The following is a 15713-nucleotide window of genomic DNA, read 5'->3' as shown; positions in this document are numbered from 1 at the left end:
GGCATAGTCTCGAAGGAGGGATCAATGTGGAGGAACTCGGTTCTGAACTGAAACGAATTCGCGAAGAAAAAGGTTACAAATTGGATGATGTCCAACAGGCGACCAAGATCCGCACCCGCTATCTGGAAGCGATCGAGTCGGGCGATTTGTCGGCGTTACCTGGTGTTGTCTATGCTCGCGGTTTTATCAAGAGCTATTGTGATTTCCTGGAGATCGACGGTCAGGAACTGCTCGAAGCGCATGGGATGGCTGCAGACAAAGCGGACACACAGTTGGAAGCGGTGCGGGTCACCCATACGGACAAAAATTTAGGCAAAGCCTCTTCGTTCAACACCCGTTTGTTGCCGCAGGTGGCGATTGTTGTCGGTATTCTGGTAGTTCTGACCACAGTCTATGCTGTCTGGGTGAACAAAGATCAGCAAGAGGTCGGCAAGGAACCGGTGACTCAATCGACAGAACCTCCACAAGGGATCACACAGACGCCAGACACGACTGTCAAACCGGAAGGACAGGAAACACCGGAGCCGCCCAAGCCGACAACGGTCGTACAGCAAGTGCAAAAGGAAAACAATCTGACCACCTATCAGGTCACAGGTGCTAAGGACATGACGATGGAGCTTGCAGCACTCGATGACTGCTGGTTGGAAATCAAAGCGGACGGCAAGGTGCTGGAGTCGGGCATCGTCAAAAAAGGAGAGACCCGCACGTGGAAAGCGAATCAGTCGATCGCGTTGCTGACGGGGAAATCCAAGTTCATCACGGTCAAGATCAATGAACAGCAGGTGCAGGTCGAACCGCTTTTGCGCGGCTACACATTCCTGTTCAACCTGAAGTCGTAAACAGGCAGTAGTGGTGGGGGTCGGCGCATCAGGAATCATTTTGCTCGTCGTTATGTTTCGACGGGCGGCCGATGTAGTGTCCAGGTTTCATGACGCCCATGTCGATCCCCAACCGCTCTGTCTCTGCGGCGATCACGTCCAACAGTTTGACAAGTCCCGCTCGATGGAGCGTTTCAAAGATTGTCATCAGCGAGTAAAATTCGTCCCGTCCTAATCGTACATACGGGTCCTCCGACAAAAACTCTAACCATAACGCCCCCGGCATTTCCTCCCATACCTCTCCGTACGCTTTCCTGTACAGATCTGCAACTGTGAACGGCACTCGGATGGCGTAAAAATATACGCTCAATTGATCGAGTGCGCGGGCGAGTCGCAAGTCTTCGTGACTCTGCACATCCATCACCTCCCGCTCCAAAAATCATTCAGAAATCGCGCCCGACCTTCCGCGCTTAACGTCGCCAGCAGAAAACAGTGCCGGACCTCATATCCCTTCTCCACATAGGTGATGTGAAAGTCCATACTGTTTTTTTCTTGTGCGATCACCCGCACACCATGTCGTTTGAGTTCGCGCTTGGCAGCGCCGACTTGCTGGAGCAGCATGGCGTGTATAGCCTCCAACTGCTCGATATAGGCAGCCCCCAGATGAAGGGGGATGTTGCTGAGCAGCTTGATGTCCGCTTCGAGCTGCTGTCTGAGCAAGTGCAGGGTCAGAACCTCCTTGACCGTGGAAAGTGGGTCAAATCCACGAGACGTGGCCACGCACCTCCTTTTTCAGAACATACGTTCTTGAGAATGTATGTTCGTATTCTAACACCACGTTCGACATTTTAAAAGTACGAACGCAAATTTTACTGTTTGGGATTTTTTGGCGCTAATCGTTTGACGCTTTGTGTTATACTTGTTGAGATACATAGTTGTTGACAGGAGGTTTTTCAGATGGCGAAGGACGCATCTTTTGACGTCGTGTCGAAAGTGGATATGCAAGAATTGGACAACGCAGTCAACCAAGCGAGCAAGGAGATGATCTCCCGCTTTGACTTTAAAGGCAGCAAAAGCTCGATCGAACTGAAGGAAGAGGAGATCCTCCTCGCGTCTGATGATGAAGGCAAGTTGAGAAGCGTCATCGACATTTTGGAGAGCAAAATCATCAAGCGCGGCATCTCGCTAAAGTCGCTTGACTATCGCAAGGTCGAGCCGGCTGCGGCGGGCACCGTCAGGCAGACGGTCAAGATCAAGCAGGGCATCGATCAGGAGAATGCGAAGAAGATCGTCAAGATCATCAAAGATTCGAAGATCAAAGTGCAAGCGTCCGTTCAAGGCGACGCCGTTCGTGTCTCTGGTAAGAACCGTGATGATCTGCAACAAGTCATCCAACTGCTCAAAGGTGCGGACGTACCGGTCGATTTGCAGTTTAACAACTACCGTTAACGTTTTCAGGAAGACTCTGCCCGAGGCGGAGTCTTCTTCCTTTACTTTTGACACGTATACTTCATTCGTTTATACTGAAGGGCAGATTGCCAAGCTTTGCTTTGGCTTTGGAGGACAGGCAATATGACACAAAAAACCATACAAAAAGTACATTTCGTGACGCTCGGTTGTGAAAAAAATCTTGTAGATTCAGAAGTGATGATGGGCATTGTCAAAGGCAAGGAGTATGAAATCGTCGACTCTCCGGATGAGGCTGACGTCGTTGTAGTCAATACTTGCGGCTTTATTGATAATGCCAAGGCTGAATCGGTCGAGACCATTCTCACCATGGCGCAGTTGAAAGAAACACATCATGTAAAATCAGTTCTGGTCGCTGGATGCATGGCACAGCGCTACCAAGATGAACTGATGACAGAGATTCCGGAGATCGACGGAATTGTCGGCACCCAGGATCTGATTCGCATCGACGAATTGATCGAAGAGTCACAGACCGGCAATCGTCCGCGCTATTTCTCCGCGGAGAACCCAATCTATCTCTACGATGAAACGACTCCGCGCGTACACACGACGGGCGGTTCCTCTGCTTATATCAAGATTGCTGAAGGATGCAACCACGCCTGCACGTTCTGCATCATTCCAAAGATGCGCGGCAAATTCCGCTCCCGTCCGATCGAGTCGATCGTCAGCGAAGCGGAAATGCTGGTGGCACAAGGTGTGAAGGAGATCGTTCTGATCGCACAAGACTCGACCGACTACGGTATCGATATCTACAAAAAACGCCGTTTGGCCGAATTACTCGCCGCCCTGAACGATGTAGAAGGGTTGGAATGGATTCGACTGCATTACGCGTATCCGGGATTCTTCACCGATGAAGTGATCGATGCGATGGCTCGCCTTGACAAAGTGGCGAAATACATCGATATGCCGCTTCAACACTCTGAGAATCACATTTTGAAAGCGATGCAGCGTCCAGGTCACCAAGCAGGTGTCAAGAAATTGGTGCAAAAGATCCGTGAGCGCGTGCCGAACGTGGCGCTTCGCACTTCGTTTATCGTCGGTTTCCCAGGGGAGACGGAGGAAGACTTTGAAAATCTGTGCAACTTCGCACGCGAACTGGCCTTTGATCATATCGGCGTGTTTACCTATTCGCCGGAAGAAGGCACACCATCGGCAGAGTTTGGCGAACAGGTGTCTGAAGATGTCAAAGACCGCCGTTCGAACATCTTGATGGAAGTGGCGCGCGAAGTGGCAGCAGAACGTCAGGCGCGACATGTTGGTCACGTTCTCGACGTGCTGATTGAGAAGTATGATGAAGAAGACGAAACAATTCGCGTGGGGCGTACGCAGTTCGATGCGAAGGATATTGACGGCCTTGTATTTGTTGCAAACAGCGATGCTCAAGTGGGCGATATGGTTCAAGTTCGCATCACTCATGCGTACGATTTTGACCTCTCGGGGGAGGCGGTCTAATTGAAATTCAATCTGGCTAACCGCATCACATTAGTCAGGATTTCATTGGTACCGATCGTCATGTTCTTTCTCTTGGTGCGTCTCGATCTTGGGAAACTTACGTTATTCGGTCACCAAGCCAACTGGTCCGATCTCATTGCCGCGTTGATTTTTATCATCGCGGCAATAACGGACGGGCTGGATGGCTACATAGCTCGGAGTCGCAAGATGATTACCGACTTTGGTAAGTTTCTCGATCCGCTCGCCGACAAACTTTTGGTGTCGGCTGTGCTGATCTCCTTGGTGGACTTGGGACGTCTCGACGCGTGGGTGGCGATCATCATCATCTCCCGCGAGTTTGCCGTGACCGGTCTTCGTCTGGTCGCTGCTGCCAATGGGACTGTGATCGCCGCATCGAAGCTTGCGAAGTGGAAGACGACACTCCAGATCATCGCGATCGTCGCGCTGATCCTTAACAACTTTCCGTTCTCCACGATCGACATCCGGTTTGATCTGTGGATGGTCTGGGCGATGGTTGTGATCACCGTCTGGTCAGGCATCGACTATTTTGTAAAGAACAAACAAGCGATTCAAGAATGATGGGTTTGTATCGGTAGCCGAGTGGAGCTTTTCCCTTGGCTACTTGTTTTCTTTATCATTCGGGAAACGGAAGGACTGAAACGAGATGAGAGCAGAGATTCTTGCTGTCGGCACCGAACTTTTGATGGGGCAGATTGCCAATACCAACGCGCAGTATCTGTCGCAACGCTTGGCCGAAATCGGCGTTGGAGTGTACCATCATACGGTGGTCGGTGACAACTTCGACCGTGCCAAACAAGCGTTACAAACGGCGATCGATCGTGGAGCTAACGTGGTGATTCTGACCGGGGGCTTGGGACCGACCGAAGACGATTTGACGCGGGAAGTGGTCGCTTCATTTGTCGGAAGAAGTCTGAATTTGTCAAACGAAATAGTAGAATATATCCGCAGCTTTTATACATATCGTGGACTTGAGATGCCTGAAAACAACACCAAGCAGGCGATGGTGATCGACGGGGCCGAAGTGTTGCACAATCCGCGCGGAACTGCTCCCGGTATGTATCTGGAGCAGCATGGTGTGCACTTCTTCCTGCTGCCAGGCCCTCCGACCGAGATGCGCCCTATGTATGAGGAGCAGGTGCAGACGATCTTAAAGCGCCTGCAAGGGACGAATGAGCTGGTCTTCGCCTCCCGCTTTTTGCGACTGTTTGGCATTGGCGAATCGACGATGGAGCTGAAGATTCGCGACATCATCCAACAGCAGACCAATCCGACTGTGGCTCCGTATGCTTCAGAAGGCGAAGTCAAGATTCGTTTGACCGCCAGCGCCTCTACTGAAGCGGAAGCTCAGGCGTTGATCGCACCGCTAGAACGGTCGATTCGCGAGCGCGTCGGCGAGTTTATCTACGGCATCGACGAGGAATCGCTGGAAGTGAAGGTCGGTCAGTTGCTGCAAGAGCTAGGGCAGACCTTCTCTACGGCTGAAAGTTGCACAGGCGGTCTGATCGGCAAGATGATCACCGACTTGCCGGGGAGCTCTGACTATTACTTAGGCAGTGTAGTTTCCTATCATAACTCGGTGAAGCAAAGCGTTTTAGGTGTCGAAGCGGAGGTACTGCAAACGCATGGTGCCGTTTCGGCCGAGTGCGCTGTGCAGATGGCCGAAGGTGTGCGCAAACTGACGGGCACCGACTGGGCCGTATCGGTGACGGGGATCGCAGGTCCTGGCGGTGGCAGTGAGGAGAAGCCGGTCGGGCTGGTCTATCTCGCGGTGGCAGGTCCTAACGGCAGTACGGTGCAGCAACACCAATGGAAACATGGGGATCGCAACCAAATCCGTTTGCGGGCGGCAAAAACGGCTCTTTACAGCTTGATCCAACGTCTCCAGAACGAAAGGTGATCATACGCATATGACGACATTTTTTGAACTGAACCTTGGCAAGAAGATTCAACAGGCGATCAGCGATATGGGCTTTGAAGAGCCATCTCCGATTCAAGCGCAGTGCATCCCGGTCGTACTCACCGGCAGCGACGTGATCGGGCAAGCGCAGACCGGAACGGGCAAGACGGCTGCGTTTGGCATTCCGCTGATCGAGATGGCTGGTCCTAGCAAGCATGTGCAGGCTTTGATTTTAACACCGACCCGCGAATTGGCGATTCAAGTCGCAGGGGAGCTGCGCAAGATCGCGAAATACAAGCGCACCCGCACGTTGCCGATCTACGGCGGGCAATCGATCGGCTCGCAGATTCGAACGCTTCAGCAAGGTGTGCAGATCGTCATCGGGACCCCAGGCCGGATCTTAGACCATCTGCGCCGCGGCACGCTCAAGCTTGACAAGTTGAAGACGCTGGTGCTGGACGAAGCGGATGAGATGCTCGATATGGGTTTTATCGAGGATATTGAAGCGATTCTAAAAGAGACACCTGAAGATCGGCAGACGTTGCTCTTCTCGGCGACGATGCCGTATGAGGTGAAAAACCTCTCCAAGCGCTACATGAATAATCCGCAGAATGTATCGATCAATCGCGGTGAGGTGACTGTGCCGCTGATCGAGCAGGTCTACTACAAAGTATTGGAGCGCACGAAGCTGGAGAGCTTGTCGCGAATCATCGATTCAGAAGAGGTGGAGCTAGGTATCATCTTCTGCCGTACCAAGCGCGGCGTCGATGAATTGACCGATGCGTTGATGAGCAGGGGCTATCTGGCCGACGGTCTCCACGGCGATTTGTCACAGGCGCAGCGCGACCGCGTCATGCGCAAGTTCCGCCACACAGAGATTCAACTGCTCGTCGCAACCGATGTGGCAGCTCGCGGGATCGACGTGGAAAACGTGACGCACGTCATCAACTTTGATATTCCGCAAGACCCGGAATCGTATGTGCACCGCATCGGTCGAACCGGTCGTGCTGGCAAGCACGGGTTGGCGCTGACGCTGGTCACTCCGCCTGAGTTCAAACTGCTCAAACAGATCGAAAAGGAGACCAAGGCGAAACTGATCTCCAAAGAGGTGCCGTCTTTAGCCGATGTGGCAGAGCGGCAGACGGAGATCTGGCGCGACCGTCTGGTGCGTACGATGCAGGATGGAAAACTGGCAACCTACCGTGCGATTCTCTCGGGTCTCGTCGATGAATTCGATCCGCTCGATCTGGCCGCCGCGGCGCTGAAACTGGCGAGCGGTGAGGATTTTGAGGCGCAAGAGAGCGATTACAACTTTGGTGAAACGGGTGGAGCACCGGGCATGGTTCGCTTCTTCCTGAACATCGGACGCAGTGCAAAAATCGGTCCGAGCGACCTCGTCAAACTGATCTCCGAGGAAGCGGGCATCCCAGGCGGTGCGATCGGTAAGATCGACATCTTTGAGAAGTTCACTTTTGTTGAGGTGCAGGAAGAATCTGCGCCGTTCGTATTTGAAGCGTTGCGCAAATCGCGTATCAACGGCTCCCGAATCAATTTGGAACCGGCCAGACCGCGTGAGCGCGCGCGTAAATAGCATGACGAACAGCCCCTGTACAGTCAGGGGCTGTTTCCTTGAAAACAGGAGAACAAATGTTTGCTTTTTCTCTCCGGTTGCAGTACAATAAAAGCAGGGATTGAGGAATCGAACGCGAATCTGTTTGAGATTCGTGAGAGGAATAGAATAAGGGGAGTGTAACCATTGTCTAACGATCGTAAAGCGGCATTGGATATGGCGTTGCGTCAGATTGAGAAACAGTTCGGTAAAGGTTCTGTCATGCGTCTAGGAGAAGCTGCTTCCAGCTACAACGTGGAAACGGTCTCGACCGGTTCGCTTGCTGTTGATATTGCACTCGGTGTCGGCGGGTTCCCGCGTGGCCGCATCATCGAAGTGTATGGACCGGAATCTTCTGGTAAAACGACTGTCACCTTGCATGCGATCGCAGAGGTCCAGCGCACGGGCGGCCAAGCGGCATTTATCGATGCGGAGCACGCGCTCGACCCGGTCTACGCGCAAAAGCTCGGTGTCAACATCGACGAACTGCTGATCGCGCAGCCGGATACTGGTGAACAAGCGTTGGAAATCGCCGAAGCTTTGGTGCGCTCCGGCGCGGTCGATATCGTGGTTGTGGACTCCGTTGCAGCGCTCGTTCCAAAGGCAGAGATTGAAGGCGATATGGGTGACTCCCACGTCGGTCTGCAAGCGCGTCTGATGTCTCAAGCGCTACGCAAACTGGCAGGTGCGATCAACAAATCGAAAACGATCGCGATTTTCATCAACCAGATTCGTGAAAAAGTAGGCGTGATGTTCGGCAACCCGGAAACTACTTCCGGCGGCCGCGCGCTCAAGTTCTACTCCACCGTTCGTCTGGAAGTGCGTCGTGCCGAAGTGCTCAAGCAAGGCAATGACATGGTTGGCAGCCGCACCAAGATCAAAGTGGTGAAGAACAAGGTTGCACCGCCGTTCAAACAAGCGGAGGTTGACCTGATGTTTGGTGAAGGCATCTCCCGTGAAGGCACACTGGTCGATATGGGGACCGATCTGGACATCATCAACAAATCGGGCGCTTGGTACTCCTATGAAGGGGAACGTCTCGGTCAAGGTCGTGAGAACGCGAAGCAGTTCTTGAAAGACCACCCCGAGTTGGCTAACAAGATCGATGGACTGATTCGTGAGCACTATCAAGTAGGCAAAGTACAAGCGCCTGATTTCAAGGCAACGGCTGAAGAGTTGGCAGACCAAGAAGCGGACGAACTGCTCGACCTCGACCTGTAAGGTGTATTCGATGCAGGAGAAAAAGAAACAAGAGCAACCGGAATTTCGGGGCGGTCAAGTGACCGCCCTTTCTGTGCAAAAAGCAAGTCCAGACCGTCTCAATCTGTTTATCGATGAACAATTCCTGATGGGTGTGCGTCGGGAAGTGGCAGTTCAGCACCAGTTGAAAAAAGGGATGCAGGTCACGGCGGAACTTATGCAGGATGTATGGCGGGATGAGGTGGTGTTCAAAGCGAAGGATGCTGCTGTTCACTACCTCTCATTCCGGCATCGCTCGAAAAAAGAGATGGTCGATTATCTGTCCGGCAAAGAGCTGTTTGATGAGGAGATCGTCCGAAAAACGGTGGACTGGCTGATCGAGCGGAAGTATCTGAACGACAATGAATTTGCCAGGCAGTGGGTGGAAAGCAGGATGCGCAGCCGTCCGCGCGGCAAAGCGATGCTCAAGTGGGAATTGAAACAAAAGGGCATCGATCCGGATCAGATGACCGAAGTCATCGATGACATCTGTGATGACGATCTCGAAATTGAAGGGGCGATTCGTCTCCTGCAGAAAAAAATTGGCCATAAAACGTTAGAATTTACGTTTGATGAAAAGCGGAAATTAGCGCAATATCTGGCAAGGCGGGGTTTTTCTACCACGGTGATCAAGGTCGCGTTAAGACGCTGTATATCCCTCGCCAATCTTGACAATGATTGACACAGACGATAGAATTAATATTGCGTATAAACAGCTTGATCATTCTCTCGTGGAAGTAGCTTCGCATACCGGGTTTGCGTCAGACATGCTTAGATACTTATGAACTGAGCAAGGAGGCGCCACCATGGATTCCTTACTCCCGATCTTGTTATCGGTGATCTTCTTGGCAGTAGGTCTTGTTGGAGGCTATTTAGTTCGTCGCAACATCGCAGAGGGCAAATTGGCCGCTGCAGAATTGCGTGCGGAGCAGATTCTTGATACTGCAGCAAAAGAAGCCGAAGCGAAGAAGAAGGAAGCAATTTTAGAGGCGAAAGAAGAAGTACACAAGCTACGTTCCGAAGCTGAAAAAGACACTCGCGAGCGTCGTAATGAGGTTCAGCGACTCGAACGCCGCCTTTTGCAAAAAGAGGAGACGCTTGATCGCAAGACCGAATCGATTGAAAAGCGCGGGGAAGTCTTATCGAATAAAGAACGTATGATTGAGGAGACCAAGGAGCGCGCAGATGCGATGCTTCGCGGGCAGGTTGCAGAGTTGGAACGGATTTCCGGACTGACCCGCGACGATGCACGTCAATTGATTCTCACCAATGTGGAAAATGAATGCCGTCACGAAGCGGCAATCATGATGAAAGAGATCGAGCAACAAGCGAAAGAAGAAGCTGAAAAGAAGGCGAAGGAAATCATCGCAACCTCCATTCAGCGTTGCGCTGCCGACCATGTCGCCGAAACGACCGTATCTGTTGTCGCATTGCCGAACGACGAGATGAAAGGTCGTATTATCGGTCGCGAAGGCCGAAACATTCGTGCCCTGGAGACACTTACTGGGATCGATTTGATTATCGATGATACTCCGGAAGCTGTAATTCTCTCCGGTTTTGATCCGGTTCGCCGGGAGATCGCAAGGGTTGCACTTGAGAAGTTGGTTGCAGACGGGCGCATCCACCCAGCCCGCATCGAGGAAATGGTGGAAAAGGCACGTCGAGAGATCGACGAGCGCATTCGCGAAGAGGGCGAACAAGCCACCTTCGAAACAGGGGTTCATGGTATTCACCCCGACCTGATCAAAGTTCTCGGACGTCTGAAGTATCGTACAAGCTACGGTCAGAACGTTCTCAAACACTCGATCGAAGTGGCCCACCTCGCTGGTCTTATGGCAGCCGAGTTGGGGCTTGATGTACAACTTGCAAAACGAGCTGGCTTGATCCATGACATTGGTAAAGCGATCACTCATGAAGTGGAAGGCTCGCACGTTGAAATCGGAGTTGAACTTGCCAAAAAGTACAAGGAACACCCGATTGTAATCAACGCCATTGGTGCCCATCATGGCGATATCGAATTCACATCGCCAATTTCGATGCTGGTCGCTGCGGCAGACGCATTGTCGGCTGCTCGCCCAGGAGCGCGCCGTGAAACGCTTGATATCTACATCAAGCGTCTTGAAAAATTGGAAGAAATCGCCGAGTCTTTTGACGGCGTAGAAAAGTCATATGCCATTCAGGCTGGACGTGAAGTACGAATCATTGTCAAACCTGAGCAAATTGACGACGCAGAATCGGTACGCGTTGCACGTGAGATTTCCAAACGAATCGAGAATGAACTCGATTACCCTGGACAAATCAAAGTTACGGTTATCCGTGAGACCCGAGCCGTCGAATACGCAAAATAAAGTAGCCCTAAAGGCTACTTTATTTTTTTGTGCACAATTATTACCTGAAGGATTTTGCAAGGGGAAATCGAATAGATGTGTGGTGGAATTTTTGATTGAAGGGTTTGATCATTTTGGCAAAGCTTCGATTGAAGGAAACGCCCGGCACCAATTTGCTCGTTTCGATGTTAATACGGTACCCGGAGCTCTCCTCACTCAGTCTGAATGCGAAAACGGGCATGCTCACGTTTACGATATTATTGAACGGGGAAGTTGCCGATGAAAAACGCGGCGAGTTCTCTCGATTTTGTGCAGACTATTTTGCAGTCTTCCAAGAGCTTGAACCGAGCTTTGGTCAATTCGGGACGATCGGCCACTCTCTGATGGACAATGTGACGATTTTGACCTATGAGCAACAGGTCGATCGTTTGAATGTGACGGAGTTGTCATTGTTTATGAACTTGGTGCGGGATTTTTATGCCGAGCTTTGTGGGGATGATCTGCTCCCCTTACAGGAAGATGAAGTGGATGCGCAAGAAGAGATCATCGCTAAAATCTTGGGAGAAAAAGATACGCTGCGTCACGAAGATTCACTGGTTGCATATCGTGATGGTGGAAAAGTATTCGTGTACAATAAATAAATGAGACCACGTATACGGGTCTTGCAGGCTTCACAGTAGAACGGAGGAAATGTTGTGCGCATTTTGTTTTTAGGAGATATCGTGGGTCACCCTGGCAAACAGATGGTGGAGCAGTGGGTGCCGAAATTGATCAAACACTTTCAACCGGACATCACCATCGCCAACGCGGAGAATATTGCGCCGAATGGACGCGGCCTCACCGAACGGTTGGCCGAGGCGCTTTTCGATGTGGAAGTGGACATCTTGACACTTGGCAACCACGCGTTTGATCATAAGGAATCCTTGCCACTGATCAGTACGGATCGCCGCATTGTCCGTCCTGCCAATTACCCGGCTGGAACTCCGGGCCAAGGTTATACGCTCTGTCGGGCCGGAAATAGCCAGATTGCGATCATCAATCTGCTGGGGCGGGCGTTTCTAGGGGACTATGACGATCCGTTCCGCACGGCAGACCGTATCTTGGAAGAGATCGGGGACAAGACCAAGCATATCTTCCTCGACATCCATGCTGAGGCTACCTCTGAGAAAGCTGCGTTGGCCAACTATTTGGCTGGCCGTGTGTCTGCTGTCGTGGGCACGCACACGCATGTACAGACGGCCGATGAGCGGATTCTGGCAGGCGGCACCGCCTTTCTCACCGATGTCGGGATGTGTGGGCCGTACGATTCGATCATCGGGTTCCACAAGGACGGTGTGATCCAAAAGTTTTTAACTCAAATGCCGTCGCGGTTCGAAGTTCCACAAGGAGAAGCTCAACTGCATGGCGTATATATAGAAACAAACGATTTGGGGAAAGCGGTGTCGATCTCGCGCATTTCGATCACGCCAGATCGTCCTTGGAACACAAATTCTGATTTAAAACAATTTTAAAAAACCACTTCTCCCTCCTTTAAGATTCACTGGTGGAATTTTGAGAAAATTTCACTATATTCAGAAGGAATTATTTTGGTCTGGGCGAATATAGATAGTAGTGTCCTAACCTAACGATCCAATCTAAAGGAGGTACTTGAAGTGGATGTATTAAAAGTTTCAGCAAAATCCAACCCTAATTCTGTAGCTGGAGCATTGGCAGGTGTCCTTCGCGAACGAGGCAATGCTGAGATCCAAGCGATCGGGGCGGGCGCACTCAATCAGGCTGTGAAGGCGGTGGCGATTGCACGGGGCTTTGTCGCACCAAGCGGCGTTGACCTGATTTGCATTCCTGCTTTTACCGATATCATTATTGATGGCGAAGAGCGAACCGCGATCAAACTGATTGTGGAACCGAGGTAAGAGAGAACTTATTGCTCTTATACATTTATCAATCCCCTGTTTATCAACTAGATAAGCAGGTTTTTTCATATTGTAAGGCGAACTATTATCTTCAACAACATTGACTAAAGTGTACAAAGGAGATCATGCAAATGGAATATGGGAAGACATTAGTGATCGACGGTCACGCGGACATTCTGTACCGGATGGAGAAGGAAGGTTTGCGTTTTTATGAAGACAAGGATAATCTGCACTTGAACTATGACCGCATCGTCAAAGCGGGGATTGATTTGCAGTTCTTCGTGCTGTTTGTGGAACCAAAGTACACACCAGCGGAGCAGCTCACGATTCATTTAAATATGATTGAACAGTTTTATAGTGAAGTGGTCGGTGGGGGCAAATTTCGTCCGATTTTGAAAAAAGGCGATTTGGAACGCAATCTGGCGGCAGGGTATCGCTCCGGTCTGTTGTCGATTGAAGGCGGGGATTGCATCCAATCTGACCTGCGCATCTTGCGCACGATGTATCGACTTGGTGTCCGGGCGATGGGGCTGACATGGAACCAGGCTAACTGCATCGCAGATGGATGCGGGGAGAAGATCGACCGTGGATTGACACCGTTTGGTCGTGATGTGGTCCGTGAGATGAACCGCTTGGGTATGATTGTCGATGTGGCGCATTTGGGGGAAAAAGGGTTTTGGGACGTGATGGAAGTCGCAAAGGCGCCGGTGATCGCTTCCCATGCGAATGCACGGGCCATACATGATCATCGTCGCAACCTGCATGATAACCAGTTGCAAGCGTTGTTTAAAACGGGTGGCTTGATCGGTGTCACGTTTGTTCCAATGTTTGTCGGGACCGGTGACGTCGCCATTTCCGATCTGATGCGCCATATCGATCACATCTTGGAATTGGGTGGCGAAGATCATTTGGGGATCGGTTCTGACTTTGACGGGATCGAGTGGACGATGACCGATCTGCGTCATGGCGGTGATTTGCCTCGATTGCAGGAGCGATTGTTTAAAGCATACGGCGAAGACGTGATGAAAAAGATAATGGGTGGTAACTTTAAGCGCGTGATCGACAGCATCTTGAAAGGGTAGAACAACATGACTATTGCAGATCTTCATGCACATACGACGGCCAGCGACGGTACATTCACGCCGCGTGAATTAGTGGAGCTGGCTAAACGCAACAGATTGCAGGCGGTCGCTGTCACTGACCATGATACGATGGACGGTCTGAGCGAAGCGCGGGCAGCCGGTAAGGAGCTAGGAGTAGAAGTAATCCCTGGCATTGAACTCAGCACCACGCTAGAAGGAAGAGAAGTGCATGTGCTCGGCTACTTTTATGACCCCGATCACCAGGAACTGCGGGACTTGATCGCGAAAATGCGCGAAGATCGCCTAAACCGCCTCGACAAGATGATCGTCCGCCTGCAACAAGGGGGGCTTGCGATCACGAAAGACGAGGTGCTGAATGAAGCGAAAGGAGCGGTCGGCCGCCCGCACATCGCTCGCGTTTTGATGAAGAAAGGCTACGTCAGCAATATCCCAGAGGCGTTTGACAAATATTTGGGTTCGGGCAAGATCGGCTATGTGGAGCGGTTGAAGGTGACGCCTGAGATGGCGGTACAACTGATCTTACAGGCGGGTGGCAGTCCGGTTGTCGCGCATCCTGGCCTGGTCGGAAAGGATGAGCTTTTTGACAAGCTCGTCCCGCTCGGCCTGATTGGGTTAGAGGCGTTTCATCCCGATCATCCCTCGGAAAAACGCGCGCATTATGCAAAGTTGGCCGAACATCACGGATTGCTTGCGACGGGCGGTTCCGATTTTCATGGCGGTGGAGCTGAACATCGCGGCGATCTGGGCTCCGTTCATGTCTCTTATGAAGTGGTGGAAAAGCTGCGTCAAAAGGCGGCGTATAAAGGCTGGAACTAACAGCTTTGCAGATGGTGGGAAAGGTCAAGGTCACCTGAATGTACAGGTGACCTTTTTGCGTGGTGGGAGGGTGAGGTGGGTACGCTAAGTTTGAAATTGTCGCTCGATCTGGACTTCGCTATAATGAGGGGGACTCGCTGAAACACACAAATGAGGTTCCGATCACGCCGCGCTGCTGTGAGATGGCAGTGCGAAGGTGTGGCAAGGGGCTTAAGAACTTAGGAAGAGGCCGTCACGGTCGGAAGAGAAGGAGTGTAGAACATGAGCATGAAACTGCGCGTGTTGGGCGAAACGGGCCCATACCCGGCTCCAGGTGGAGCAACGACTGGATTTTTATTATCGACTGAGCAGGGAAATGTGCTGATCGACGCAGGGAGCGGCGTGATGTCCGAGCTGACCAAACATCTCGCGATCAAAGACCTCCATGCGGTGATCATCACCCACCATCATGCCGATCATACGAGCGACTTGAACGTGTTGCAGTACGGCGTGATGATTCATCGTCTGCAAGGGTTGCGTGACGAACCGATCACCGTCTATGCCAATGGAGCTCCGGCCGAAGAGTTTGCAAAAGTGGGCTTGGACGGTCATGTGCAAGCGGTGCCGCTGACGAGTGACAGCAAACTGGAGTTGTGCGGCATGACCTTTACGTTTGCCGATACGGTGCATGCGATTCCCTGTTTGGCAGTGTCTGCCGAGTATCAGGGCAAGCGTTTCGTCTTCTCTGGCGACTCTGGGCCATCTGAGAACTTGGAGCGCCTGGCAACGGGGGCTGACTTTTTCCTCTGTGAAGCGTCATGGCTGGAGCAGGATCGCGGTCCAGCGCACATCGGGCATCTCACCTCGAAAGAAGTGGGGGAGATCGGGAAGCGAGTCGGGGTGAAGCAACTTTGCCTAACCCACTTCTATCCGGAGTACGACCGCTCACTGCTGAAAGCGGAGGCCGAGGCGGAGTTTGGCCGTGAAGTGCTGATCGCAACACAAGGTGCAGTGTTTGAGATCTAGGTTGAGCCGAAAAGCAACGAAAGACCCGCATTCCAAATGAGGAATG

Annotated in this window: 17 protein-coding genes; 15 read left to right on the top strand and 2 right to left on the bottom strand. The window is 51.8% G+C overall.

Annotated elements, in window-relative coordinates; genetic code table 11:
* The first annotated feature begins 26 nt into the window (after positions 1-26).
* Entirely contained in the window at positions 27-839 is an 813-nt protein-coding gene (locus tag CIG75_RS11620; RefSeq protein WP_094236815.1) for a helix-turn-helix domain-containing protein, read from the top strand.
* A gap of 28 nt (positions 840-867) precedes the next feature.
* Here CIG75_RS11620 and CIG75_RS11615 read toward each other — a convergent pair whose 3' ends face one another.
* Positions 868-1239 (bottom strand): hypothetical protein, encoded by a 372-nt coding sequence (locus tag CIG75_RS11615; RefSeq protein WP_094236814.1) that lies wholly within the window; start codon positions 1237-1239, stop codon positions 868-870.
* Positions 1239-1598 (bottom strand): YhjD family protein, encoded by a 360-nt coding sequence (locus tag CIG75_RS11610; RefSeq protein ID WP_094236813.1) that lies wholly within the window; start codon positions 1596-1598, stop codon positions 1239-1241. The genes CIG75_RS11615 and CIG75_RS11610 overlap by 1 nt, the downstream gene beginning before the upstream one ends.
* Before the next feature lie 177 nt (positions 1599-1775).
* Here CIG75_RS11610 and CIG75_RS11605 point away from each other — a divergent pair, with 177 nt between their 5' ends.
* The 14 genes from CIG75_RS11605 (at position 1776) to CIG75_RS11540 (ending at position 15667) form a co-directional block, all read left to right on the top strand.
* Positions 1776-2267: a YajQ family cyclic di-GMP-binding protein gene (locus CIG75_RS11605; protein ID WP_094236812.1), complete on the top strand. Its 492-nt coding sequence runs from the start codon at positions 1776-1778 to the stop codon at positions 2265-2267.
* Positions 2268-2390: 123 nt separating this feature from the next.
* Positions 2391-3737 carry a 30S ribosomal protein S12 methylthiotransferase RimO gene (gene rimO / locus CIG75_RS11600; protein ID WP_094236811.1) on the top strand — a complete coding sequence of 449 codons (1347 nt, stop codon included), beginning with the start codon at positions 2391-2393 and terminating at the stop codon, positions 3735-3737.
* Positions 3738-4316, top strand: coding sequence for a CDP-diacylglycerol--glycerol-3-phosphate 3-phosphatidyltransferase (gene pgsA / locus CIG75_RS11595; protein ID WP_094236810.1), 579 nt, complete (start codon positions 3738-3740; stop codon positions 4314-4316). It begins immediately after the preceding gene.
* Positions 4317-4401: 85 nt separating this feature from the next.
* Entirely contained in the window at positions 4402-5655 is a 1254-nt protein-coding gene (locus CIG75_RS11590) for a competence/damage-inducible protein A (RefSeq protein ID WP_094236809.1), read from the top strand.
* 10 nt (positions 5656-5665) lie between these two features.
* The gene (locus CIG75_RS11585) at positions 5666-7246 is read left to right on the top strand and encodes a DEAD/DEAH box helicase (protein ID WP_094236808.1); all 1581 of its coding nucleotides are present in this window, start codon (positions 5666-5668) and stop codon (positions 7244-7246) included.
* Positions 7247-7441: 195 nt separating this feature from the next.
* On the top strand, positions 7442-8485 hold the full coding sequence (gene recA, locus CIG75_RS11580) for a recombinase RecA (RefSeq protein ID WP_172844502.1): 1044 nt from the start codon (positions 7442-7444) through the stop codon (positions 8483-8485).
* A 10-nt stretch (positions 8486-8495) separates the two neighbouring features.
* Positions 8496-9185 (top strand): regulatory protein RecX, encoded by a 690-nt coding sequence (locus tag CIG75_RS11575; RefSeq protein ID WP_094236807.1) that lies wholly within the window; start codon positions 8496-8498, stop codon positions 9183-9185.
* A gap of 124 nt (positions 9186-9309) precedes the next feature.
* Positions 9310-10851 (top strand): ribonuclease Y, encoded by a 1542-nt coding sequence (gene rny, locus CIG75_RS11570; RefSeq protein ID WP_094236806.1) that lies wholly within the window; start codon positions 9310-9312, stop codon positions 10849-10851.
* A 95-nt stretch (positions 10852-10946) separates the two neighbouring features.
* A complete protein-coding gene (locus CIG75_RS11565; protein WP_094236805.1) occupies positions 10947-11471 on the top strand; it encodes a hypothetical protein in 525 nt (174 codons plus the stop codon).
* A gap of 54 nt (positions 11472-11525) precedes the next feature.
* Positions 11526-12341, top strand: coding sequence for a TIGR00282 family metallophosphoesterase (locus CIG75_RS11560; protein WP_094236804.1), 816 nt, complete (start codon positions 11526-11528; stop codon positions 12339-12341).
* A 141-nt stretch (positions 12342-12482) separates the two neighbouring features.
* Entirely contained in the window at positions 12483-12743 is a 261-nt protein-coding gene (spoVS, locus tag CIG75_RS11555; protein WP_087457906.1) for a stage V sporulation protein SpoVS, read from the top strand.
* Between the two features lie 131 nt (positions 12744-12874).
* Positions 12875-13825, top strand: a complete 951-nt coding sequence (locus tag CIG75_RS11550) for a dipeptidase (RefSeq protein WP_157729525.1) — start codon at positions 12875-12877, stop codon at positions 13823-13825.
* 6 nt (positions 13826-13831) lie between these two features.
* Positions 13832-14662: a PHP domain-containing protein gene (locus CIG75_RS11545; protein WP_094236802.1), complete on the top strand. Its 831-nt coding sequence runs from the start codon at positions 13832-13834 to the stop codon at positions 14660-14662.
* 261 nt (positions 14663-14923) lie between these two features.
* Positions 14924-15667 (top strand): MBL fold metallo-hydrolase, encoded by a 744-nt coding sequence (locus CIG75_RS11540; protein WP_094236801.1) that lies wholly within the window; start codon positions 14924-14926, stop codon positions 15665-15667.
* The last annotated feature ends 46 nt before the right edge of the window (positions 15668-15713 follow it).

The sequence above is a fragment of the Tumebacillus algifaecis genome (assembly GCF_002243515.1).
Taxonomy (GTDB): Bacteria; Bacillota; Bacilli; order Tumebacillales; family Tumebacillaceae; genus Tumebacillus_A; species Tumebacillus_A algifaecis.
This window is presented reverse-complemented; position numbering and strand designations above follow the sequence as displayed.